The sequence below is a fragment of the Actinoplanes lobatus genome (genome assembly GCF_014205215.1).
GTDB classification, from domain to species: domain Bacteria; phylum Actinomycetota; class Actinomycetes; order Mycobacteriales; family Micromonosporaceae; genus Actinoplanes; species Actinoplanes lobatus.
In genome coordinates this window covers 2024178-2047462 of record NZ_JACHNC010000001.1, presented here as the reverse complement: position 1 = coordinate 2047462, position 23285 = coordinate 2024178, and the positions used below count along the sequence as shown (strand labels likewise).

Sequence of the window (23285 nt, the reverse complement as noted above, 5' to 3'; positions counted from 1 at the left end):
TGTGACTACCAAGAGTAATTTGGCGGTGGCTCTGGCCGGGCTGCTCGCGCTCACCGCCGTGGCGGCCGGCCCGCGGCCCGCGCACGCGGTGGAGGCCGAGCCCGTCGCGTCCAGCAAAGCGCGCGTCGTCGTGCCCGGTGAGGACGGGGAGATCGCCATGCGCCCCGGCGGGCGGGCGTTCGCGACCGTGAGTCACGGGACGGTGCGGCAGTGGAGCGCGCTGACCGGGCGCCCGGTCAGCGCGCCGATCACCGGCCATACCGGACCGATCCACTCCCTGGCGTACAGCTTCGAGGGCAAGCGGCTGGCGATCGCCGGTGACGACGGCGTCTCGCTGTGGGACGCCGCCACCGGGCAGCCGGCCGGGCCGCCGCTGACCGGCCACGTCGGGCCGGTGCGCTCGGTGGCGTTCAGCAAGCCCGCCCGGCTGATGGCCACCGCCGGTGACGACGGCACGGTGCGGCTGTGGAATCCGGCCGGGGAGACGGTACGGACCATCGACGCCCACGCCGGCGGTGTGCGTTCGGTCGTGTTCAGCGAGGACGGCGACCGGCTCGCGACCTCCGGTGCCGGCGATGTCGTGCGGCTGTGGGAGACCGGCACCGGCAAGCCCGTCAGCGAGGTGCTGACCATCAAGCCGGGCCCGCTGTACGCGATGAGCTTCAGCCCCGACGGCCGGCTCTTCGCCGCCTCCGGTGGCGGCAACGTCGTGCGGCTGTGGAACCCGGCCACCGGCGAGCCGGCGGGCAAGCCGATCGTCAGCGCGACCGGGCCCGTCTACGCGCTCACGTTCAGCCGCGTACGGAAGCTCCTGGCCACCTCCTCCGGCGGCGACAACACCGTGCAGCTGTGGAACACGGTCACCCACCGGCCGGCCACCGCGCCGCTCGCCGGCCACACCGGGCCGGTGCGGGCCATGCGGTTCGGCCCGAACGGCAGGTTGCTGGCCACCGGGGGCGACGACGGGACCGTACGGGTGTGGGAGTCCCGCACCGGGAAGCCCGTGGGCGTGCCGCTGGCCGGGCACAAAGGGGCGGTCTGGTCGGTGCGGATCACCCCGAACGGCAGACGTCTGATCAGTGCCGGCGCGGACGACAAGGTTCGGCTCTGGCGGGTCCCCATGAGCGGGTCGCCGCTCAGAGCAGCACGATCATCAGCTGAGCGATGAGAACCTTCAGGACCATCGCGATCGGGAACACCATGGCGTAGGCGAGGGCCGGCAGTTCGTTCCTCGTCCGGTCCTCGGCGAAGGTGAGCACGGCGGGGTTGGTGTCGATGCCGGCCATGACGCCCATCAGCCAGGAGAGAGGCATGCGCAGCAGCCGGCCGCCGACGATGCAGACGACGGCGGTGCCGGCCGCGACCAGGGCTCCGGCGGCGATGATCTTCCAGGCATCGCCGTCGGAGAAGCCGCGCACGAGCACGCCGCCGGATTTCAGGCCGACTCCCGCGAAGAACAGCGCCACGCCCAACTGGCGCAGCACCAGGATCGTGGAGCGGGGCTGGTGCCAGGTGATCGGGCCGGTCCGCCCGGCACGGCCCAGGACCAGGCCGGCGATGAGCGGGCCGCCGGCCAGGCCCAGGCGCAGGGTGGCGTTGCCGGTGAGCGGTACCGCGATGGTGCCCAGCAGCAGGCCCAGCGCGAGGCCGAGGGTGAGGCCGGTGAAGTCGACCCTGGTCAGCGACTGGTCGGAGTCGCCCAGCAGCGCCGTCACCTCCGGCATGCGGTCCCGGTCGGCGACCACCCGGACCCGGTCGCCGAGTTGCAGCCGGGTGGTGGGCGTCGCGATGAGGTCGTGGTCGCCCCGCCGTACCCGGGTGATCATCGCGTGGTGGCGGCGCGGCAGGTCGAGTTCGGCGACGGTCATGCCGGCCAGGTCCGGGTCGGAGACGGTGATCCGGCGGAAGTCGAGGGTGCCGCGATCCAGCGACAGCGCCGGTTTGACGTTCTCGCCGAGCCGGGCGACGAGGTCCCGGGTGGCGTCGCGCGTGCCGACGACCGACAGCAGGTCGCCCTCACACAGGGCGGGTACGGTCGCGGCCAGGTGCATCCGGTCGCCGCGCCGCAGCCGTACCAGTAGGGCCTCACCGTCCTCGGCGAGCCGGTCGGTGAGGTCGCGGATGCCGGTGCCGGCGCCCCGGGTGACGAGCAGGGTGCGTTCGACCAGCTTCTTCGGGGCGGGCGCGAGGCGGGTGTTCTCGGCGGCCTCACGCCCGAAGTCGACCCGGACGAAGATCATGTAGGTGATCAGGGCGCCGATCATGGCGATCACGCCGTACCCGTAGGTGAGGCTCATGCCGACCGCCGCGTCGTTGGCGAGCCGTCCCCCCTCGGCCGGGTCGATGGCGCGTAGCGCCTCCTGCGCGCTGCCCAGCGCCGGCACGTTGACCAGCGCGCCCGCGAAGACGCCGGCCGCGGTGGCGGGACTCAGGTGGAAGGCGGCCGCGGCGCCGACCGCGGTCAGCGCCGCGACGGTGAGGACCGCGGCGACGAAGGCGTTGTCGCGCAGACCGCGCCGGCGCAGCGCCGCGAAGAAGGTCGGGCCGCCGGCGAGCCCGATCAGGTAGACGAACAGGGCCAGGCCGAACTCGTCGGCGAAGTCCGGCAGGCGCAGCCGCTCGTCCAGCGCGCCGATGCCGAGGCCGACGAAGAAGACCGCGGCGACGCCGAGGGCGACACCGCGGATCCGGAGATTGCCGACGAGATGTCCGAGGCCGAGGACGATCGCGCAGAGCAGGACCTCGTTGGCCGCCAGAATCTCGATCGGGGACAAGATCACCCTCCATACCCCGTGATCACACTACAAAATCCAGATCACGGGGTACGGCGAACGGCCTTACTGGGTGACCCGGTCGACCCCGGGGCCACCGACGAGCTCGTCCCGGCCGGCGCCACCGGTGAGGGTGTCGTCGCCCGCGCCGCCGTAGATCCAGTCCTTGCCGGCGCCGCCGAAGAGGTGGTCGTTGCCCGCCTCGCCGTCGATCGCGTCGTTGCCGCCGTTGCCGCTCAGCTTGTCGTTGCCGGCACCGCCGATCAGCCGGTCGCTGTCCGAGCCGCCGCTCAGGACGTCGTTGCCGGTGCCGCCGTCGGCCGCCATGAACACGCCGGTGCGGTTGTGGACCCGGTCGCTCCTGTCGCCGAGCAGGATGCTGAGCTCGGTGGGCGTACGGGAAGTGGTGCACTTGACCTTGGTCTTGTCGCCCTTGACCGCCTTGCAGCCCTTGCCGGCCTTGATCGCGACCTTGTCGTCGAGGGTGACGGTCCGGCCGGAGATGGTGATGGTCAGCGAGTTCGCCTGGCCGGCGGCGGCGGTGAACCTGACGATGCTCTTGTGCACGCCCACCACCTCGGCCTTGCCGACGGTGGCGGCCTGCGCCGCGGAGGCGAAGAGGGCGCTGGTGGCCACGGCCGTCGCCGTCGCGCCGATGAGGGCCAGGGCCTTGCGGTTGAAGATGTTCATCGGATTCCCCCGTTGTGCTCGCTGTCGCTCGGTCATCTGGTGCGATGCGGGGCCGGCCGGGGTGGTTCGCGGACTTTGATCACGGATCGATAACGGTGGTTGCGAGTGGTCGCTACCGTACCGTTCCGAGACATTGATTGATCTTGGAAAGGTAGCCATGACTTCTATTCCGCGCATCGCGACGGCCGGCCTGATCGCCGCCCTCTCGGCCACCGCTTTCGCCGCGCCCGCGCAGGCCGCCTCCGTCGGTGTGGCCTCGGTGACGTCCGCGTCCCAGGTTCAGTTCAAGGCGGCGTCCGGCCACCAGAGCCGGGTGGTGGTGCTCCGCACCGGGAACCAGATCGAAATCTGGGACGAATTCGCCCCGATCAAGGCCGGCAAGGGCTGCGAGGCGGACGCAAGTGACAAGAGGATCGTGTACTGCACGACGGCGGAGACGCCGAAGCGGGTCACCGTCTGGGCCTACGACCTGAACGACGAGATCGTCAACGACTCGGACGTGGCGACGACCGTCTACGCCGGAGCCGGTAACGACCGCATCATCGGCGGCACGAACCGGGACCGGTTCTTCGGACAGTCCGGCAACGACAACATCGACGGCGGGGGCGGCAACGACAGCATCTGGGGAGGGGCCGGCAACGACACCCTCGCCGGCCGCTCCGGCGACGACCGGCTGTTCGGCGGCTCCGGCCGCGACAGCCTCTACGGCAGCGAGGGCAACGACATCCTCCGCGGTGAGAACGGTGTCGACTACCTGAGCGGCGGGGACGGCAACGACCGGCTGATCGGCGGCAACGGCAAGGACGCGCTGTCCGGCGGAGCCGGCGACGACAGGCTGTACGGCAAGGACAGCCGCAAGCAGGTCGCCGACACGCTCGACGGCGGCGTCAACGGCTCCAACGGGGACACCTGCCGCGGCACCCGCCTGGACAGCCGGGTCAACTGCGAGAAGTGACCGGCGTCAGCCGGCGATAGCCTTCACGCCCGCGAAGCAGAGCGCGAAGACGAGCAGCATCAGGGCGAAAGCGGCGGCCGCGACGGCGCTGCGGACGCCGCTGTTCACGGTGGCCGGCCGAGGTGGGGGTGGGGAGCGGTGGACCCACGACACCTCGGCACGGCCGTACGCCGGCTCCGGTTCTGATCCTCGATCAGGGCGCTGGCCGGTCAGACGACGCGAATTCGGTCCGAAAGGTGCGCCGCGGAGACCGTGAGCGGTGTTGTCGCGCGGTCCGGCGATCGCCGACCATGGGCTCGATGTCAATCGCAGAGATTCACACCCCGTGCGATGCCGGTGACTCACCGCTGCCGGAGGTGTGCCGGAACCCGAACCACGTCAACCGGCTCGCGGTCGACAAGCGGCACCGGAACCGGTGCCGGGTCGCCCAGCTCCGGCCGGGCGGACAGCTCTGGTTCGGCGCGCAGCGGCCCGAAGACGGCCGCGACTGGCTCCAGGTCGGCCGGGCGACGCCGGACCTGCCCTCCGCGGTCAGCAAGGTGGTCGGCCGGATCTGGTTCACCGCACCGGCCGACGGCGCGCGGGTGCTGGTCGAGAACCTGTCCGGCAACAACATCCTGGAGCTGCGCTCGCCCCGGCTGCCGCAGCCGGTCAGCCTCTACCCCGCGGTGCCGGCCGATCCCGGCGGCTTCCCCGCCGAGATCCTCGCCACCCCGATGGTCGCGATCCAGGCGGCGAGCACCATGCTGACCATCCTCAACAAGAGCACCGACTTCGTCGTCTGGATCGAGGCGCCGATCCGCACCGCGCCCGCCAACGACCCGGGCTTCACGTCCAACCCGCGGGCCCCGCTCAACGAGCGTGAACAGCGGGAGCTCGACGACGCGGCGCTGCGCGTCCAGCTGGCCGCGCGGGAGAACCTCCCGCTGCTCAAGTCCTTTCTGGACCGCGAGGACGTACGGGACCGGCTGCGCTCCAGCGAGAGCCTGCAGGCCTTCCTCGCCAAGAGCGGGATCGGCGTGCAGGCGTACATCGAACGGGAACTGACGAACGTCGCGGAACGCCGGCCGACCCACGAGATCCACCGGCTGATCCTCGAGGCGGTCGGCACGTCGCCGGAGTTCGCGCCGAAGTGGTACACGAACCTGGTCGCCAACCACCTCGACCCGGACCGTTCCGCCAACTCCCGGCCGGGCGGCTCCACCGGCGGGCTGACCGAGCTGATCCCCATGGTCAAGGGCCTGTGGGGATTCCGGCGCTACCAGCTCGAGGAGTACCTCACCCGGGAACGCGGGCTCGGCATCGGCCGGGACCTGGGCTAGACCGGGGCGCGCAGGCGCAGCGGCTCACAGCGGCCCTCGCGGAACACCACGTTGCCGGTCGTCGCCAGCCGGTCGTGCAGCGCCGCCCCGGCGAAGCGGTCGAGGAACTCACGGCCGTCCGGGTCGCGGCCGGCGCCCAGGAACAGCAGCGAGCCGCTGTTGTTCACCACGGTCGAGCGCTCCACGCCGTACCGGGCGGTCAGCTGGGCCAGGTCGTGCCACAGCGTCACCACCTGTACGCCCAGGCCACGGCCGGTGGTGACCCACTCCAGCATCTGATCGGCGACCCCCGGAACGTTTGCGGCCTCGTCGATGAGCAGAAGCAGGGGCTCGTTCACGGCCCGGGTCTGCAACCGGGACCAGAGCATGGTGAGCACCGCGGCGAACAGTGGCGCGACCTGCCGCATCCGGAAGGCCGGAAGGGTCATCGCCAGGGTCGCCGTCCCGTCCAGCACCTGGTCGAGGGTGAAGTCGGAGCCGGTCGCCGCGCGTACCACCCCGGGCCGGTTGAACACCCGCAGCGCCTGGCACACCGTGGCCATCACGCTGGTGCGGGCCCGTATTTCCAGGTCCAGGACGCTGCGCAGCATCCTTATCGCGATCGGATCACCGGACTCGGCGACCAGACGCTCGGCGTGCGCGGACCGGTCCCGCATCGCGAGGTCGGCGATCTGCCCGATGTCGAGACCGGACCGGGCGCCCGCGAACAGGATCGGCGCGGTCCAGTTCTGCGCGAGTTCGGACCAGAACCGCCCCTCGCGTACGTCGTCGGCGCCTCCGCTGGCGAGCAGCACGGCCGCCACGTCCTGCGCATCGGCGAGCGAGGCGATCCAAGCGGTCAGGTCGAAGCGGGCCGCCTCGTCGCCGGCCCGCAGCGCGTCCTCGGGATCGAGCAGCCACACCGGGCCGCGGCGGCGGCGCGCCGGATAGGCGGCGCCGATCAGATCGGCCTTGACGCTGAGCACGACGGCCGGACCCGGCCAGTCCGCGAGGATCGGCGCGGCGACGCGGGTGGTCTTCCCCGACCCGGTCGGGCCGATCACCGTCACGGGCAGCATCGGCGGAGCGTGGATCGCCTGCCCCTGTAGGGACAGACCCAGCTCCAGGCCGGCGGACGGGACCCGGGGGCCGCGCCCGACGGCGAACGGGAGCGGACTGGCTATCGACATGATCAGATTCTGGGCGGGGCCGCCGGCACCCGCGCGCAAGCTTGCGCGCGGCCTTCGCCGTACCGGTGAAAGCTCCTCGGCGTGAATCTCGATGGACCTCGGTCTCTGAACTCTTCCTGGAGGTAGGTCATGTTCGAACCCCGCATCAACGAGGAGAACCCGGAACCGCGCGTGGCCTGCGTGCTGCTGCTCGACGTGTCCGCGTCGATGAGCGGTGACCGGATCAACGAGCTGAACGAGGGCCTGCGGCTCTTCGCCACCGACATCAAGGAGGACCGGCTCGCCCGCAAGCGGACCGAGATCCTGGTGGTCACGTTCGGCGGCACGTCGCAGGTCGCCGCCCCGTTCGAGGAGGCCCAGCACTTCGTGGCGCCGCATCTCACGGCGTCCGGCGGCACCCCGGTCGCGTCGGCGATCCAGCTCGGGCTCTCCGAGATCAACCAGCAGAAGCAGGCGTACAAGAACGCCGGCGTCGAGTACTACCGGCCCTGGATGATCGTCATGTCCGACGGGGCGCCGACCGACTACCCCGCGGAGTTGCAGGCGGCCGTCGACGAACTGCGCAGCGAGCAGCAGCGGCGTGCCGTCACGGTCTTCCCGATCGGCGTCGGCGGCGATGCCGACCTGAACTTCCTGTCCTCGCTCAGCACCGAGCGCCCGGCGGTCTCGTTGCGGAGCGTCACGTCGTTCAGCGACTTCTTCAAGTGGCTGTCGGCCAGCATGTCGCAGGTGTCGATGAGCGACACGCAGGTGGCCGGCGACCAGAGCCTGGCCACGTCGTCGGCGCAGGTCGCGTTGCCCTCACCGTCCGGTTGGGCGACGGTCTGATGGAGTCGCACACAGACACCCCGGGCTGGGCGCTGGCCGGTGGACTGGCCACCGGAACCGCGCACCTCGCCAACGACCTGCCCTGCCAGGACCGGATCCGGTGGGCCGGCGGCGACGGCTGGCTGGTCGCCGCGCTGGCCGACGGCGCGGGCAGTGCGGCGGCCTCCGACCTGGGCGCGGAGACCGCGGTCCGGACCGCCGTCGAGGTGGCGGAACGGCTCTGCCATAGCGCCCGGCCGGTGCCGCCGGAACGGCTGCTGCCGACGATCTTCCGGGCCACCCGGTACCGGATGCGGGCGGTCGCCGCCGGGAACCGGCTGGAGCCCCGTGACCTGGCCTGCACCCTCGCGCTCGTCGTGGTCCACGGCGACCTGATGCAGGCGGCCCAGATCGGCGACGGCGTCGCCGTGGTCCGCGACGCCGACAAGGAACTGAGCATCGCCGCGCCACCGATGCGCGGTGAGTTCGCGAACGAGGCGACCTTCCTGACCACCGGCTCGACGATCGCCCGGCCGCCGGTGCGGACCATGCCGGTGGCCGACGTCGACGCTTTCGCACTCTCCAGCGACGGGCTGCGGCTGCTGATCACCGAGCGCGGCGCCACCGGAGACCCGTACCAGCCGTTCTTCGACGACGTCTTCCAGGCGGTCCGCGACGGCGCCGGCGACGCCGACCTCACCGCGTTCCTCGAACGCGCCGACGACAAGACCGGAGACGACAAGAGCCTGATCATCGGGGTACGGCAATGAGCGAGCTTGCGAGCGAATCATCAGGCTCAGTGGAGTTCTCGTCGTGCCACCGGAGCGAAGCGGAGGTGGAACGATGAGCATGCCTATGGTCGAGGTGCTCGGGCGGTACCGCCTGAGCACCGGTGGCTCGCCGCGTGTGGCCAAGCACCTCGACGAGGGTGGCGAGGGCTGGGTCTACGCACTGCACAGCCCGGCCCGGTCGGCGTTGAAGATCTACAAGGACGACGTGCTGGCCAAGCGCGGCCCGGAACTGTCGAACAAGCTGGCCCGGATGGTCGCCCGGCCGCCGGTCGACCCCACGGCCGGCACCGGGCACACCACCCTGGCGTGGCCGACCGCCGTGGTGTCCACCGGATCCGGCGCCTTCCAGGGCTTCGTGATGCCGCTGCTCGACCTGGCGCACAGCGTTCCACTGCACCAGGTCGTCAACCCCGGCGACCGCAGCGACCCGCTCCCGGACACCCCGGCGTGGGTGCCCGCGTTCGGCAACTGGCGGCGGCTGACCCGGGTGGCGGCCAACCTGGCCGGCGCCACGCACGCCCTGCACACGGCCGGGTACGTGATCGGTGACTTCAACGAGAGCAACATCCTGGTCAGTGACCGTGCGCTGGTCACGCTGATCGACTGCGACTCGATGCAGGTCCCCTCCGGCACCGGTACGCCCTACCTGTGCCGGGTCGGCAAGGAGGACTACACGCCGCCGGAGGACGGTGACTACAGCCGCCCGCGGACCGTCCACAGTGACACGTTCGCTCTGGCCGTACACGTCTTCATGCTCTTGATGGAAGGCCGCCATCCGTTCTCCGGCCGGTGGGCGGGCGCCGGGGACAAGCCGTCCCGCCGGGGCCTGGCCAAGCGCGGGCTCTACTTCCTGGCCGGTGATCCGCAGCTCACGCCGCCGGTCGGGACGCCGCCGGAGAAGCTGCTCCCGGCCGACATCCGGGCGCTGTTCCGGCGGGCGTTCATCGAGGGCGCCCGCGACCCGGCACGGCGGCCGACCGCGGAGGAGTGGCAGGTCGCGCTCGACCGGCTGAACGGCGGCCTCCGGGACTGTGCCGCCGACCCCGGGCACGCCCATCCGAAGGAGTTGCTGACCTGCCCGTGGTGCGAGCTGGACCGGGTCAAGGCGAGCCGGGCCGCTGCCACCCGGTCCACCAGCACGCAGAAACCGATGGATCCGGCGCGCCCGAGCCACAGCTCCGGCGCCCGGCCCGGGGTCACCCGCTACCGGCCCGTCACTCCGCCGCCGTTCTCTCCTCCGGCTCCACCGCCGTTCCGTCCTCCGGCTCCGTCCCGGCCGGTGTGGCAGCGGACCTCGTACGCCGAAAAGTCGGTCTTGGCGCTCGGGATCGGCGGCATCATCTCGATCACGTTCTGCACGCCGCTGGCGCTGATCCTCGGCCTGATCGCGGCGAGCCGGGCCAAGTCGGCCGGCCAGTCGCCGATCCTCGGACGGATCGCCTGGATGGGCGGGATCGCCGTCGCCGTCCTGAAAATGCTCGTCAGCACCTCGGGTTGACCCACCGCCGTGATGACCGGTCACGTTAGCGGCGTCCATCCGGGGGCACAATCCTCCGCGAACCGGATGACGCGACAGCGAGCGGAAGGCAAGCTCAGGACGTGACCGAGCCGGAAAGGGGAGCGGATGCTCGGGGAGCCGGAGCCCATCTCCGAGCCTGATCCACCGGCCGAGGACTGGATGTGGCCGCTGGCCGCCGACGGCCGGACCCGGCTGCGGCACCTCGGTGAGGACGGCCGCTACACGCTGCGCGGCACGTTCGGCGACGGTGGTCAGGCCTACATCTGGTACGCGCCGGACGCGGTCACCGGCGTACCCGTGGCGATCAAGACGTCCCGGCCGGACGGCACGCTCGGGCGCGGCCAGGTCGCCGCCCGCCGGCTGACCCGGGAAGCGCGGATCATGCAGTCGATCCCGGCCCACCCCAACGTGATGCCGCTGCTCGACAGCGGCCCGCACCATCTGGTGCGACCGGAGTCGTACGACCTGCGGCCCCGCCCCGGCGACCCGTACGAGGCCCGCGACCCGTGGATGGCCCTGCCACTGACCCCGCACCACCGGCTCGGTGACCTGATCGCCGCCGGTGCGCTCACCCACGACGCGTGGCTGAGCCTGGCCCGGGGGTACGCGGCCGGCCTCGTACATCTGCACCGGGCCGGGATCGTCCACCGGGACCTGTCGCCGGGCAACGTGCTGCTGACCGGGAACGGGCCGGTGATCACCGACTTCGGGGTGTCCTGGGCGCCGCGCTGGGTGGATCAGGGCATCGAGCAGACGATGAGCACCGGTCTCACCCGGCACGCCGCCGGGCGTACCGAGGACTGGCACGCGCCCGAGGTGCTCGACGCGCCGCTGACCGAGCGACCCGACCGTCAGCCCGCGTACGACGTCTTCAGTTGGGGTCTGTTCGTCGCGACCGCGGCCGGGCGGCGTCACCCGTGGTCGAAGAGCCTGGGCCACCTGGGGCTGGAGAAGTTCGAACGCGACCGGATGAGCCGCGGTGAGGCCGCCTACGAGCTGGCCGGCCCGCTCGCCGACGCCGGCGGCTGGGCGGCGCTCGTGCTGGCCGCGCTCGCCCCGGACCCGGCCGACCGGCCGAGCGCCGCCGACCTGCTCCGGGTGCTCGACGACGAGAGCGCGGGACGCGGCAGCGCGCCGGTGCGACCGGTGGTGCCACGGACCCGGCCCCGGGCCGCCGTCCGGGAGGGCGACGCGGGCGAGGCGGTCGCGATCCTGCACGAGGCGCTGCGCGAGCGGTGGCGTACCGATCCGGTGTGGAACCGGGTCGGCTCCGGCCGCCGGCTGCCGATCGAGTGGCGGGTCGGCGGCGCCGCGGCGGACGACGGCGCGCCCGGCGAGACGGACGCCGCGGCACGGCTGACCCGGCTCTGGCAGAAGGGCGCCGACGGTGCCCGGACGGTGGTGCTCGGCGCCGCCGGTTCCGGGAAGTCCGAGCTGCTGGTGGGCGTGTTCCGTAACCTGCTGACCGGCTGGACCAGGGGCGAGCCGCTGCCCCTGCTGGTTCCGCTGGCGTCCTGGGATCCGGCCCTGACCGGCCTGCGTACGTGGCTGATCGACTGGCTGCACGTCAACCACCGTTTCCTGGACCGTCCCGCGAAGGGCCCGGTGCCCAAGTCGCGGGCCGAGAAACTGCTCGACGACCAGCATCTCGCCCTCATCCTGGACGGCCTGGACGAGGTGCTGGAGAAGGCGCCGCCGGGCACGGTCGTCGAGCAGCTCAACAGCCTCGACGGCCCGGCCCGGGTCCTGGTCGGCTGCCGGGACGGGAACCGGGTGGTGGACGAGCTGTTCCCGGACGGCACCACGATCACGCTCGGCTCGCAGGACCTCCGCGACGTGTGCGACTACCTCGGACGGGACGAACCGGACGAGCGACGGTGGGCGCCGGTCGTCGCCGCCCTGCCGGAGCGGCCGGACCTCGGCGCGGTGCTGCGTACCCCGCTGATGGTCATGCTCGTCGACTCGATCTACAACGCCGGGGACACCGGCGAACCCCGGCCCGACCCGGCCGGCCTGCTCGGCCTGCACGGCGCCGAGGAGATCACCGACCATCTGCTCCGCGGGTTCGTCCCGGCCCGGTACGCCGAGGAACGGTCCGCATACCCCGCACCGGAGGCGGGCCGCTGGCTCGGCTACCTGGCCCGGATGGTCGCCGACACGGGCGAGCTGCGCTGGTGGGACCTGCGGGTGATGTCGGCGCCCACGTCCCGGGCACTGCTCCACTCGGTCACCCTCGTGGCGGTGGTGCTCTGGACCGCGCTCTCCGCCGGACTGATGCACACCTGGGTCTTCGGCAGCACGGTCCCCGGGCTCACCGAAGCGATCCGGATCACGGCGGCCGCGCTGGTCTGCTACGGCGCGCTGTTCCTGATCACCGGCAGTTACGGGGCCGCGGTGCTGGCGGCGCTGGGCGGGTACATCACCGGCACCCTGAGCGGCTCCTACGACCTCGCGATCATGACCGGGCTGGCGGCCGGCTTCTCCTGGCGGCCGCTGCCGCTACGGGCGCCCGGCCGTGGCGGTGACCTGATGCCGGCGGTGCTGGTCGGCGTGGCCACGGCGGCGGCCACGGCGGCCATCCGGGGGCTGGGCGAGTTCGTCACTCTCACCGACTCCCTGGTGGTGGGCTTCGCGGCCGGCACGGTCGACGGCTTCGCCACGCGCTGGGACGAGGACGTCAACGGGTGGCTGGCCACCGGTCTCACCGCGGGCCTGATCACGTGGCTGGGCCTCAAGATCACGCGAGCCGGGACGGCCGCGCGACCGGTGCGGTACGGCCTGATCACCGCGCTGGCCGTCACCGCGGTCACCGCGTGGGCGGACGGCGCCCGGCCCGGCGTGGACCAGCCGTGGCTGATCGCCCCGTCGGACGGGCTCGCCGCCGGCCTGGCCGTCTGGTGGGTGGCCCACTGGGTGCGGCGCAACACCGTGCCCCGCCGGTACGGCCCGGTGCCCCGGATCGCCGCCGCCACGCTGCTGGGCGTCCTGACCGCGGGGTTGAACATCCTCGGCTACACCCAGCGCTCCGACATCGCGGCGCCGGTCGTACGGTCGATCGGTGAAGGGGCGGCGGTAGCCGTACTGATCTGGCTGGCCCTGCGTGACCGGCCCGCCCGCCCGGACCGGCGCGTCTCGAGACTGCGGCGGATCGTTCCGCCGGCGCTCGCCGCCGGGCTGGCCGGAGTGATCACCGGCGGTCTCCACGTGGTCTCTGCCGGTCCCGTGCAGGGTGTCGCCGCCGGTGTGGCGATGACCCTGACCGTGCTGTTCTTCCTGCTCCGGGACGATGTCCGCTCGGGGCCCGGCCGGATCGACCCGCTCGAGGCCGGAATCGCCGGGCTGACGATCGTGGGCCTGCTGGCGGGTTTCGCCTACGCCCTGCTGCCGGCCCTGGTGACCGGGCTGGGTTCGCGCGTCGCTACCGACATCTCCCAGCGCCGGCTGCCGTCGCTGCGGATGAACGCCCCGCTGCGCCGGATCGCCGGTGGCGCCCTGGTCGGCGTGATGGGCGCGTTCGCCGCCGCGGAGAACGGCTTCCCGGCGATCTGGCTGATCGTCATCGGTCTCACCGGGGGCGTCGCGGGGGCGTACGCGTTCGGTATCCGCGGCGACGACCCGAACAACCGTCTGGCGGCGTCGCCGAACCGGCTGTTCCGGCAGGACCGCGGCGTCTTCCTGCGGATGACCGCGGTGATCGCGGTGGCGATCGGCATGACGGTCGGGTTCCGGACCATCGCGGGCGGGCAGTCGCTCCCGGTGGCGCTGGCCGGCGGATTCAGCACGCTGGCCACCTACGGGCTCACGGCCGGCCTGGTGGTGGCCGCGTCGTCCACCCGGTTCGGCGTGTTCGCGGTGAAGAGCGCCTGGCTGGCCGCCGGCGACCAGCTGCCGTGGCGGCTCATGCGCTTCCTCGACGACGCCCACGCCGGTCGGCAGGTGCTGCGGGCGGCCGGGTCGGCCTACCAGTTCCGCCACGAGTTGCTGCGCGAGCGGCTCGCCAAGGACTGAGGGCCGGCACCCGGTGACGGATGCCGGCCCTCAGCCGTCGCTACCTCAGAATCCGGCGCTCACCCTGGTGAACGCCCAGTCCGCCTGGGCGATGCCGGAGCAGTCGCTGACCACGCCGCCGCCGGCGCAGCCGCGGTCCCGGTTGACCGCCCAGAACGCGAAGCGGGCCAGGCCCTTGCTCGTGGCGTAGTCACGGATCCGGGTCCAGGTCTCCACCGTGGTGACCTCCTGCTGGTCGGAGAGACCGTTCATGCCGGAGATGCCCATGTGCGAGTAGGCCTGCGCGTCGGTGTACCCGAACGTCGACTTGAGCACGTTCTTCAGGCCCTCGGTGGCGCCGACGGTCGCGGCGTACATGTCGGAGTGCCCGCTGAAGTCGAACGGCATCTGGGTGAAGACGTCGATGTTCGCGCCCTTCGCCTTGGCCTGCTGGATCAGCCGTACGCCGTGCGCGTTCGGGCCGGTCGTCGAGGTGCCGAAGGTGAGGATCGTCTTCACGCCCGGGTTCTTCTGCTTGACGATCCTCAGCGCGTCCACGATCCGGTCGGCCACCACGTAGTTCTCGAACTCGTCGGTGTTCTCGATGTCGACGTCGATCGCCTTGAGCTGGAAGGCGTCGATCACCTTCTGGTACGCGCCGGCCAGCGCCTCCGGGGTGGAGCAGTTCGGGCCGAGCTTGTTGCCGCTCCAGCCGCCGATCGACGGGACCACGTCGGCGCCGGCCGCCCGGATCGCCGCGATGGTGCTGGCGTGCGCGCCGCCGGTGAGTCCGCTCGAGCCGTCCCACGCCGGGTTGCAGCCGTTGCTGGCCAGGACGAACGCCATGGTGAACGCCTTGATCCCGGTGGCGTTGACGACCGTGGACGGGGCCGGCGGGTTACCCCAGCCCGGGTAGATGTACGGGGCGGCGGCCATCTTCGTACCGGTCGCCGGGGGTGTCGTGGGGTTGGTGGTGGGGTTGGTCGTCGGCGGCGTGGTCGGGTTGGTGGTGCCCCCGCAGACGCCGTTGTCGATCCAGACCGCCCACTCGCTGCTGTTGGTGGCCGGCGACTCGTTCTGGGTCCACCACTTGGCGGTGTAGTTGTGGCCGTTCTGCGAGGCCACGTTGTCCTTCACGTAGACCGTGGAGGCGCTCCACGCCGAGGCGCAGGCGACGGCCGCGTTCGAGGTGGCCATCGGGAGGATCGCGGCGGCCGCGCCGACCGCCCCGACCGATGTCACGAGGGCGATTTTCCTGCTGAGTTTCATGGGGGAGTCCAGTTTCAGGGGAGAGTGGCGAGGTGCGGGTCGATGGTGTTGGCCCAGGCGTTGCCGTTGGTGACGTCCCAGTTGATCGACCAGGTCATCGCACCGCGGATGCCCGGGTAGGTGGCCGGCGGCCGGAAGGTGCCGCAGTTGGTGGCCTTGGCCAGGCAGTCCAGGGCGTTGGTGACGACCGACGGGGCGACGTAGCCGCCACCGGCGGCCCGGGTGCTGGCCGGCAGGCCGAGGGCGATCTGGTCCGGGCGCAGCCCGTTCTGCAGCGGGATGCAGGCCAGCGCGGTCAGGAAGTTGACCGTGCCCTGGCCGTACGCGGCGTTGTTGTCGCAGCCGAGCATCGCACCGGAGTTGTAGTACTGGGTGAAGACGACGGTCAGGATGTCCTTGATGTCGAGCGCCAGCTTGAAGTACGACGACTGCGGGTTCTGCATGTCGATGGTCTGCGGCGCCATCGTGATGATCAGGTTCGCGCCGGCCTTGGCCCGCAGGCTGCGCAGCGCGCTCGCCATGTAGGTCGGGTCGAGCCCGTTCTCCAGGTCGATGTCGACGCCGTCGAACCCGTACGTCTGGATCAGCGAGTAGACCGAGTCGGCGAACGCGGTGGCCGCGGCCGTGCTGTTGACGGCGACCGTGCCCTTCTCGCCGCCGACCGAGATGACCACCTTCTTGCCCCGCGAGTGCAGGGTGGCGATGTCCGCCTTGAACTGGGCGGTGGTGTAGCCGCCGACCGCGCCGGCCAGGCCCGGGTCGAGGTTGAAGGTGACCGCGCCCTGGGTGGCGGTGGCGTCCGCGAAGGCGACCGCGATCAGGTCGTACGTGGCCGGGACGTCGGCGAGCTTGAGCGGCGCGGCGCCGTTGTCGAAGTTCTGCCAGTAGCCGGTGAGGAAGTGCTTCGGCAGCGAGCCGTTGGGCGGGGTCGTGGTGGGGGGAGTGGTCGTCGGCGGGGTGGTGGTGGGCGGCGTCGTGGTGGGCGGGGTGGTGGTCGGCGGCGTCGTCGTGGGCGGCGTGGTGCCGCCTCCACAGACGCCGTTGTCCGCCCAGACGTCCCACTGACCACTGCGGACGGCCGGCGACTCGTTCTGCGTCCACCACTTGGCCGTGTAGTTGTGGCTGTTCTGCGAGACCACGTTGCCGTTGACGTACACGGCGGTCGGACTCCACGTGGGCGCGCAGGCGGCGGCGGCCGAGGCCTCGCCCGAGAACCAGGTCGCCGCGCCGCCGGCGACCAGCGCCGTGACCGTTGCGAGGATTACCGATCGGGAGCGCTTCATCGGCGTCCTTTCGAGTGATCTGGGGATTCTCCAATCTTTAGGACTGTTAACAGTAAAAGTAAAGAGTGTGTCGACCTTAAACATCCTTAAATCTCGATCCGTCGAAGGTTGCGACGGTGATCTACCATCCGTGCACCGATCTTGAAGAGGGAGCGCGGATGCCCGGGACGATATGGCTGAGCAGGCTCGGAGCGGCTCTGATGGGCACCACGGCGGCGGTCGGCGTGTTCGCCGCGCCGGCGCAGGCCGCGACCACCGGCAGGGTGTACGTGCAGTACGCCGAGCCGGGCGACCCCGGGCAGATCGTTTTCGAAGCCGGACCGGGCCGGCGGAACGCCGTCGTGGTCACCCGATCCGGCCGCACGGTCACCATCGACGACCGGGTCACCGTCCGGGCCGGCAAGGGCTGCAAGGCGGTCAAGGGCGACAAGACCAAGGTCCGGTGTACGCCGAAGGAGACCCAAGGCGTGACCGTGTTCCTCGGCTCCGGCGACGACCGGGTCACCAACCGCGGCAACGTGCCGCTGTTCGCCCTCGGCGGCTCCGGGACGGACACGCTGATCGGCGGCTCCGGGACGGACCTGCTCCAGGGCGGAACCGGCGCCGACCGCCTCTACGGCCAGGGCGGTGCCGACCAGCTCTACGGCGGCAGCGGCCACGACCTGCTCGTGGCCGGCGCCGGCGACGACGGGCTGGACGGCGGCACCGGCAACGACCGGGAGTACGGCGGCGACGGCAACGACCTGCACATCCAGGGCCGCGACACCACCGCCTCGGACGCGGACTGGCTCTCCGCCGGCAACGGCACCGACTCGGTCTACTACACCTACCGAACCAAGGGGATCAGCGCCGACTCCGACGGCGTACGCGGGGACGACGGCCGCAACGGTGAGGGCGACACCATCCTCAGCGCCGAAACGCTGTACGGCGGCGACGGCGACGACCGCCTCTACGGCACCGGCGCCGCCGACACGCTGATCGGCTTCGGCGGCGCCGACCAGATCCACGGCCTCGGCGGCGACGACCACCTGGACGCCGGACACGACGACGACGTGGACCTCCTGGACGGCGGCGACAACGGCGCGGCCGGCGACACCTGCGTGGCGCCCGGCGACGACGACACCTCGGTCAACTGCGAGCGCTGACCGACGCTGGACCGGGGAAGCGGCCGTAGCCGCCTCCCCGGGTCGTCAGCGCTCGCAGTCGACCGTGGTGTCCGGGCCGGAGACCACGCACCGGTCGCCGAGGGTGGCGTTGGTGCCGCCGTCCAGCAGGTCGCCGTCCATGTCGAAGTCGCCGATCTCGTCGTCGCCGGCCTCGCCGTAGATGCTGTCCCGGCCGTCCAGGCCGATCAGCACGTCGTCGCCCGCGCCGCCGCGGAGCACGTCGTCGCCGAAGCCGCCGTCGAAGCGGTTGGCGGAGGCGTTGCCGGTCAGCCGGTCGTTGCCGTCGCCGCTGTAGATGTCCTCCACGTCGGCGCCGACCGTGTCGTGCTCGCCGGCCTGGCCGTCGTCGCGGGCCGAGCCGTCGAGGTCGACGGTGACGCCGTTGCGGTAGTTCGCGTAGACGACCGAGTCGCGGCCCGGCCCGCCGCGCAGCACATCGGCGGACACCCGGCCCAGACCCGGTTCGTCGCCGAGGAGCGAGTCGTTGCCGCTGCCGCCGTCGAGGCGGTCGGCGCCGAGCTCGCCGGTGAGGAAGTCGTCGCCGCTCGACCCGAGGAGGACGTCGTCGCCGGACTGGCCGCGGAGGAAGTCCTGGCCGGCGCCGCCGTTCAGCCGGTCGGCGCCGGTGCCGCCGTAGAGGACGTCGCTGGCGCCGTACCCGTACAGCCGGTCGCTGCCGGAACCGCCGCGGAGGATGTCCTCGCCCGGCCCGCCGCTGATCGTGTCGCCGCCGGTCCCGCCGTCGGCGGTCATGCCGAGACCGGTCCGGTTGACGATCGTGTCGGCCCGATCGCCGGTGGAGATCCGGATCCGGGTCGATGCGGTCCTGATGCGGCAGACGACCCTGGTCCGGTCACCCTTGACGGCCTTGCAGCCTGGGCCGGCCTTGACCGCCACCCGGTCGTCGATCGTGATCCGGTTGCCGGACCGGGTCACCACGACCCGGTTCTGCGCGCCTTTCGCGGCGGTGTAGAACACCCGGGTCCCGGAGACCCGGGCGTTACCGGCGGCGGCGGCCTCCGCGGGCACGGCCACGATCAGGCCGCCGAGCAGGGATGTGAAGAGGACGGCTCCAAATCTGGTGGATCGTCGCATGTGAGTTCACCTCGTGATAGCGAGACCGGGATCACACAGGGAAACACATCGATGCAACGGGCCGCCGCGGGTCAGCTGTCCTTGTTCACCAGGCCGGGGTGGTCCAGCAGGAACGAGGCGACCCGGTCCTCCCGGACGGCCTTGAAGAAGTCGTCGGCCGTGGTCGCCGGCCGGAACTCCTCACCCAGGTAGTCGCCGTCGGACTCGAACTTGCCGCCACCGGGGAGCTTGACGGTGGCCATGTCGTCGACGTTGAGGCCCTTGAGCGCGATCGCCCACTCGAGCGGGTCGCTGCCGCCGCCGGCGAAGGTGAGCGACTCACCGGCCGCGTCCAGGATCTTGGTGAGCTTGCCGACGTCGGTGATGACGTCCTTGCTCATCGCCTCCTTGGCCATGGCCTTGATGAACTGCTGCTGGTGGCGCTGCCGGTCGTAGTCGCTCATCGGGACGCCGGCGTTGGGGTAGCGCTGCCGCACGTAGTCGAGCGCCTGCCACGGCTGGAGCCGGACCGGCTTGGTGCTCTTCTTGTAGGACGCCTGCGGGCCCGTGTACGGGTGCGGGCAGTCGCTGGTGACCGGGCAGCTCGACTTACGCGGCCGCTGCTTGCCCTCGGGCGTCAGGTGCTCCGACTTCACGTCCATGTCGATGACCATGGAGACGCCGCCGAGCGCCTCGATCATCTTCTTGAAGCCGCCGAAGTTGATGATCGCCGCGGCGTCGAACTTGTCGATGCCGGTGTAGTTGCGGACCGTCTTGGAGAGCAGCTGGAAGCCGTTGACGACGTCGATCTTGCCGTTCACCTGGCTGCCCAGCGCCATCGCCGAGTTGATCTTCCCGCTGTGCGCGCGGACGCCGGACTTCGAGTCGGCAGGGATGTCCACGTACAGGTCGCGGGGCATGGAGAACAGGTAGGCCGTGCTCATGTCCGCGGGGATGTGCGCGATCAGGATCGAGTCGGACAGCGGCGGCGTCGAGGGCTTCCGCGGGTCGATGCCGACCAGCAGGATCGTCAGCGGGCCCTTGATCTCCTTGTTGGCCGGCGCCGCCTGCGCCGCACCGTTGTCGAGCAGGTCGTTGTTGGTGATCCCGCCGGTGTACTTGGAGACCAGGGCCTGGCCGGTGACCATGGTCCCTCCGCTGACGACCATGAGTGCGCAGCCGGCACTGGCACACAGCCGCGCCCACAGGGGTGTGCGGCGCTTCGCGGACTTTGGCAACCCTGTCTCCAACCTCGATGTGGGCGATGCGGCGGGTGACACCTTATCTGAGAGATTCCACGGCACGGGCCTGTCGATGGTTCACCGAAGGTCGCTGTGCGTTTCCTGTTATCCGGTGGTTCCGGAACCCGTCGGCATTGACTGACAGCGATCGAACTTTAAAGATTGTTACAAATAAAGTTCAGGTTCCCTCTCCCCCGGAGGATCCCCATGCGGAAGTTACGAGCCCTCCTCAGCGCGGCGACCGTCGCGCTCACCCTCGCCGGAACCCTGACCATCACGTCCCGCGGAGACACGGCGGACGCCGCCATCGGCCCGGTGACCTGGTCAGACGAGTTCAACGGCGCGTCCGGCGCGGCGATCGACGGATCGAAGTGGAACTTCGACGTCGGCGGTGGCGGCTTCGGCAACAGCGAGCTGCAGTACTACACCAACTCCACCGGCAACGTCCGCCAGGACGGCCAGGGTCACCTGGCGATCACTGCGCGTAAGGAGAACCCCGCCAACTACCAGTGCTGGTACGGCACCTGTCAGTACACGTCGGGCCGGATCCTCACGTCCGGAAAATTCACGCAGAAGTACGGCCGGTTCGAGGCCAGCATCAAGGTCCCGAAGGGCCAGGGCATCTGGCCCGCGTTCTGGATGCTCGGCGACAACCTGGGCAGCGTCGGCTGGCCGCAGTCCGGCGAGATCGACATCATGGAGAACGTCGGCAAGGAGCCGAACAAGCTCTACGGCACCGTCCACGGGCCCGGCTACTCCGGCGGCGCCTCCATCGGGGGCAGCCGCACCCTGGGCGCCCCGCTCGGCGACGCCTTCCACTCGTACGCGGTCGAATGGTCTCCGAACCTGATCGTCTGGTACCTGGACGGCGCCGAGTACTTCCGCGTCACCCCGGCCTCGCTCGGCGGCAACCAGTGGGTCTTCGACCACCCGTTCTTCATGATCCTGAACGTCGCGGTCGGCGGTAACTGGCCGGGCAGCCCGGACGCGAGCACCTCGTTCCCGCAGACCATGCTGGTCGACTACGTGCGCGTCTCGGCCTGGAACGAGTCGACCACGCCGCCGCCGGCCACCGGCAACGCGCTGAAGAGCAACTTCAACGGCCGCTGCATCGACATCCCCGGCGCCAACGCGGTCGACGGCGCTCGGCTCCAGATGTACGACTGCAACGGCTCCGCCGCCCAGCAGTGGACCTTCGCGAGCGACGGCACCCTGCGCGCCATGGGCAAGTGCATGGACCCGGCCGGCGGCGCGCTGGCCAACGGCACCCCGATCCAGCTGGTCACCTGCAACGGGAACCCGGTCCAGCGGTTCACCCTGTCGGCCGCCGGTGACCTGGTGAACATCTCGGCGAACCGGTGCGTCGACATCACCGGATGGAACAACGCCAACGGCGCCCCGCTCCAGCTCTGGGACTGCGGCGGCACCGCCAACCAGAAGTGGGCCAGGGCCTGATCCGTCCCCGGTGGGAGATCGGTGACCCGGTCTCCCACCGGAAGGATCAGGACCGGTTCCGGTCCAGACGGCGCTGGAGAAGCGTGCGACGGGCGTCCGCGAGGGTGGCGAGAACCGAGTCGTCCAGGCCGTCCACCGCCTTCGCCAGCCGCCGGTCCGTCTCCTCGACCAGCAGGCTGTCCTTGTCCGGATCGGTGGACCGGGAGATGGCGTCCAGCCGGCCCAGGTCCTCGGCGAGCTCGTCGGCCACGAAGATCCGCAGCCGGGCCACCTCGCTGGGCACCAGCTCCAGCACCCCGCCGCCGAAGCTACGGCCCTCGATCTCGGCGCTCAGGATGGTCAGCGAGTTGTGGAACGACGCCGCCACGGCCCGGCCCCGCCGCGCGTACGCCGCGGTGAGCCGGCCCTGATAGATCGTGTCGGTGGTGACCGCTGACACGGTGTTGAGGACGACCCGCGGGAACAGGTGCGACCGCTTGGAGAGCAGCAGCTCCCCGGGCGCGACCACGGGAACCCGGTACCACGGGGTACGGATCCGGCATTTGTACCGCTCGTGCAGCAGATCCCGCTCACCCAGGCCGAGGTAGCCGGTGGGGCCGGACACCTCCGACGGGTCCGGTGCGGTGGCGGCGAAGTCCAGGAGCCGGCCCTTGCCGCCCTCGCTGAGGATCCGGTCGTGATCTCTCTGGGTGAAGACCAGGCCGGGCGCGTTACGGATGCGGGGCAGCAGCGGCCGGGCCCAGGGTTCCAGCTCGTACCGCTCCACGGTCGCCTCGTCCACCGAGAAGAAGTCGTTCGCGCCGGTCACCGTGGCCACCCTGAACCGCACCGCGCCACCGAGGCCGATGCAGCCCGCCAACCGGGAGGCGCCGGTGTACGCGTCCGCCTGGGCCGGGGTCAGCAGGAAGTTCGTCCACGTGGGTGTGCCCGGACGGACCTGATGGCTCCAGGCCGGCCGATCCCCGCTGTGGTCGAAGACGGTGAGGTTCGCCGTCCCGGCGGAGACGTCGAGCCGCCGTCCGCTGAGCACCACGACCTCCTGGAGCACCGCCGGAAATGAGTTCGGCGGGAACAGGTCGATCCGCAGCTCGGTGGTGTGGGCCAGCAGCCAGTCCCGGACCGTCGAGGCGGAGATCCCGGTGAGGAACTCGGCGGGCAGGATGAAGGCGAACACCCCGCCCGTACGCAGGCAGGACACGGCCTTCAGCAGGATCGGGATCCACAGGTTGGAGACGCCCTTGAGGGCCACGCCGAGCCGCGTGGCGATCGCCTCCGCCTTGCGCCGCTCGTCGGCGTCGACGAACTGGAAGCGGACGAACGGCGGATTGCCCACCACCACATCGAAGGACGGCGCCGGCTGGACGTGGTCGTCCAGAAAGCTGCCGTGATGCACGTGCAGGCTCTCGCCGAGAGCCGCGCCGCCGTCCCGGCAGGCGGCCGCCTCGGGCTCCAGGATCTCCACGGCCACCACGTCGCCGACCCGCTCGCGAAGCGGATGCGCCACGATGCCGCGCAGGAACGCCCCGTCGCCGGCGCTGGGCTCCAGCACCCGAAGGGAACCGGTGCCGGTCGCCAGTGTGGAGACCCGCTCCAGGCACACCCGGACCAGCCCGGCCGGCGAGTAGAAGCCGCCCCGCAGCTTGTCGGCGGAGACCTCACTGGCCAGCTTCACCGTGGATCTCCCCTGGCCGATCGGTCTTCGGGCGCCGGCCCAGTCTAGGCGTGACCGGAGCGGCCTCGATGGAGGCGGGCATCCGGCGATCAAGGGGATGGCATACCAATTGAC

At 71.2% G+C, this 23285-nt stretch carries 18 protein-coding genes; 9 read left to right on the top strand and 9 right to left on the bottom strand.

Annotated features, from left to right (window positions below; genetic code table 11):
- The first annotated feature begins 1 nt into the window (after nucleotide 1).
- On the top strand, nucleotides 2-1168 hold the full coding sequence (locus BJ964_RS09305) for a WD40 repeat domain-containing protein (RefSeq protein WP_229806963.1): 1167 nt from the start codon (nucleotides 2-4) through the stop codon (nucleotides 1166-1168).
- On the opposite strand, the gene BJ964_RS09300 is transcribed toward BJ964_RS09305, so the two are convergent.
- Nucleotides 1137-2774, bottom strand: a complete 1638-nt coding sequence (locus BJ964_RS09300) for an aspartate:alanine exchanger family transporter (protein WP_188120303.1) — start codon at nucleotides 2772-2774, stop codon at nucleotides 1137-1139. The genes BJ964_RS09305 and BJ964_RS09300 overlap by 32 nt on opposite strands.
- Nucleotides 2775-2837: 63 nt before the next feature.
- A complete protein-coding gene (locus BJ964_RS09295) occupies nucleotides 2838-3461 on the bottom strand; it encodes a calcium-binding protein (RefSeq protein WP_203832528.1) in 624 nt (207 codons plus the stop codon).
- A 157-nt stretch (nucleotides 3462-3618) separates the two neighbouring features.
- Here BJ964_RS09295 and BJ964_RS09290 point away from each other — a divergent pair, with 157 nt between their 5' ends.
- A complete protein-coding gene (locus BJ964_RS09290; RefSeq protein ID WP_188120301.1) occupies nucleotides 3619-4416 on the top strand; it encodes a calcium-binding protein in 798 nt (265 codons plus the stop codon).
- A 6-nt stretch (nucleotides 4417-4422) separates the two neighbouring features.
- Here BJ964_RS09290 and BJ964_RS09285 read toward each other — a convergent pair whose 3' ends face one another.
- Nucleotides 4423-4569, bottom strand: a complete 147-nt coding sequence (locus tag BJ964_RS09285) for a hypothetical protein (protein WP_188120300.1) — start codon at nucleotides 4567-4569, stop codon at nucleotides 4423-4425.
- A 146-nt stretch (nucleotides 4570-4715) separates the two neighbouring features.
- Here BJ964_RS09285 and BJ964_RS09280 point away from each other — a divergent pair, with 146 nt between their 5' ends.
- On the top strand, nucleotides 4716-5738 hold the full coding sequence (locus BJ964_RS09280; protein ID WP_188120299.1) for a hypothetical protein: 1023 nt from the start codon (nucleotides 4716-4718) through the stop codon (nucleotides 5736-5738).
- Here the strand turns inward: BJ964_RS09280 and BJ964_RS09275 are convergent.
- Entirely contained in the window at nucleotides 5735-6907 is a 1173-nt protein-coding gene (locus BJ964_RS09275; protein WP_188120298.1) for a type IV secretory system conjugative DNA transfer family protein, read from the bottom strand. The two genes, BJ964_RS09280 and BJ964_RS09275, sit on opposite strands and share 4 nt — an antisense overlap.
- A 129-nt stretch (nucleotides 6908-7036) precedes the next feature.
- Between BJ964_RS09275 and BJ964_RS09270 the strand changes: the two genes are divergently transcribed.
- From BJ964_RS09270 to BJ964_RS09255, 4 genes are all read left to right on the top strand, one after another.
- Nucleotides 7037-7735: a vWA domain-containing protein gene (locus BJ964_RS09270; RefSeq protein WP_188120297.1), complete on the top strand. Its 699-nt coding sequence runs from the start codon at nucleotides 7037-7039 to the stop codon at nucleotides 7733-7735.
- Complete coding sequence (locus tag BJ964_RS09265; RefSeq protein ID WP_188120296.1) at nucleotides 7735-8484, top strand: PP2C family serine/threonine-protein phosphatase; 750 nt, start codon at nucleotides 7735-7737, stop codon at nucleotides 8482-8484. The genes BJ964_RS09270 and BJ964_RS09265 overlap by 1 nt, the downstream gene beginning before the upstream one ends.
- Nucleotides 8485-8557: 73 nt before the next feature.
- A complete protein-coding gene (locus BJ964_RS09260; protein WP_188120295.1) occupies nucleotides 8558-10003 on the top strand; it encodes a hypothetical protein in 1446 nt (481 codons plus the stop codon).
- Nucleotides 10004-10129: 126 nt separating this feature from the next.
- Entirely contained in the window at nucleotides 10130-14032 is a 3903-nt protein-coding gene (locus tag BJ964_RS09255; protein ID WP_188120294.1) for a protein kinase domain-containing protein, read from the top strand.
- Nucleotides 14033-14077: 45 nt separating this feature from the next.
- Here the strand turns inward: BJ964_RS09255 and BJ964_RS09250 are convergent, their stop codons facing one another.
- Nucleotides 14078-15253, bottom strand: a complete 1176-nt coding sequence (locus BJ964_RS09250) for a carbohydrate-binding protein (RefSeq protein ID WP_229806964.1) — start codon at nucleotides 15251-15253, stop codon at nucleotides 14078-14080.
- A gap of 41 nt (nucleotides 15254-15294) precedes the next feature.
- A complete protein-coding gene (locus tag BJ964_RS09245) occupies nucleotides 15295-16563 on the bottom strand; it encodes a chitinase (RefSeq protein ID WP_188120292.1) in 1269 nt (422 codons plus the stop codon).
- 158 nt (nucleotides 16564-16721) lie between these two features.
- Between BJ964_RS09245 and BJ964_RS09240 the strand changes: the two genes are divergently transcribed.
- On the top strand, nucleotides 16722-17708 hold the full coding sequence (locus BJ964_RS09240) for a hypothetical protein (protein ID WP_188120291.1): 987 nt from the start codon (nucleotides 16722-16724) through the stop codon (nucleotides 17706-17708).
- A gap of 45 nt (nucleotides 17709-17753) precedes the next feature.
- On the opposite strand, the gene BJ964_RS09235 is transcribed toward BJ964_RS09240, so the two are convergent.
- Nucleotides 17754-18824 carry a calcium-binding protein gene (locus BJ964_RS09235; RefSeq protein WP_188120290.1) on the bottom strand — a complete coding sequence of 357 codons (1071 nt, stop codon included), beginning with the start codon at nucleotides 18822-18824 and terminating at the stop codon, nucleotides 17754-17756.
- Between the two features lie 71 nt (nucleotides 18825-18895).
- Nucleotides 18896-19972: an LCP family protein gene (locus tag BJ964_RS09230; RefSeq protein ID WP_188120289.1), complete on the bottom strand. Its 1077-nt coding sequence runs from the start codon at nucleotides 19970-19972 to the stop codon at nucleotides 18896-18898.
- A 279-nt stretch (nucleotides 19973-20251) separates the two neighbouring features.
- On the opposite strand from BJ964_RS09230, the gene BJ964_RS09225 reads away from it, so the two are divergent.
- Nucleotides 20252-21499: a glycoside hydrolase family 16 protein gene (locus BJ964_RS09225; RefSeq protein ID WP_188120288.1), complete on the top strand. Its 1248-nt coding sequence runs from the start codon at nucleotides 20252-20254 to the stop codon at nucleotides 21497-21499.
- Between the two features lie 46 nt (nucleotides 21500-21545).
- On the opposite strand, the gene BJ964_RS09220 is transcribed toward BJ964_RS09225, so the two are convergent.
- The gene (locus tag BJ964_RS09220; RefSeq protein ID WP_188120287.1) at nucleotides 21546-23171 is read right to left on the bottom strand and encodes an Eco57I restriction-modification methylase domain-containing protein; all 1626 of its coding nucleotides are present in this window, start codon (nucleotides 23169-23171) and stop codon (nucleotides 21546-21548) included.
- Nucleotides 23172-23285: the final 114 nt, after the last annotated feature.